We start from the raw sequence: 763 nt of genomic DNA on the forward strand, positions 1-763 counted from the left end.
TTCCAGATGGTCGTGCCCGGCTGGTTCGGCACGGACATGGGCCGGAGCGTGAGATCCAGACCGGGATCGGGCCGGTGCCGGTGGCGCGGGTCCGCGTTCGGGACCGCGGCGCGACGGGGACCGAGGATCGGGTTCGGTTCTTCCGAAAGATACTTTCGGCCGAGCCGTTGCTCGCCCCGGACCGGATCGGCACGGATGGCGCCAGCCCGTACCCACCGGCCATCGCCGAGAGCCGGAAGGCGGGCCTGATGCCACGAATGCCGGTCCACTACGTCACCAAACACCTGTAACAGGGGATCGAGAGCGACCATTTCCGGGTCAAGAAGAACATGCCTCGGATCGGCGGCTTCCACTCCTTCAACACAGCTCGACGCACGATCTACGGCTTCGAGGCCATGCTCTGGCTGCGCAAAGGCTTCGGCTTTGCCGGCGCGTGGACCGTCCGTGAGCAGAACCAGCTGCTCGAGATCTGCTTCGGACTTCCCCTGGCGAACAAAGCGTGAAAGCGAGGCAGCAGACGCCCTTCTGCGGTTCGTATCCGGGTCTGCGACAGGCCCCGCGCGACCGCTGGCCTGGCCGGGTCGACCTTGTTGCAGGTATCGGATCCGGTCAGCACGGCGGCACTCACCTCGGCCTCACGCCTCGTTACGGCCAATGCCGAGGCGTTGCAGGCCTGCTCGGAGGCGGTGCGCCGAACCGGAATCGCTCAGTGTCTGCCCCGAAATGAAGTTGGGTGATATCAATGACTTGTGATTCAGTCGGA

Annotated in this window: 2 pseudogenes; both read left to right on the forward strand. The window is 65.1% G+C overall.

Annotated elements, in window-relative coordinates:
• Positions 1-140: pseudogene (locus G3T14_RS24430) on the forward strand (IS256 family transposase); the annotation flags it as partial.
• Positions 135-503 (forward strand): annotated as a pseudogene (locus tag G3T14_RS24885) (DDE-type integrase/transposase/recombinase); the annotation flags it as partial. The pseudogenes G3T14_RS24430 and G3T14_RS24885, both read left to right, overlap by 6 nt.
• Positions 504-763: the final 260 nt, after the last annotated feature.

This window comes from Methylobacterium sp. BTF04 (assembly GCF_010692745.1).
In the GTDB taxonomy this organism is placed as follows: Bacteria; Pseudomonadota; Alphaproteobacteria; order Rhizobiales; family Beijerinckiaceae; genus Methylobacterium.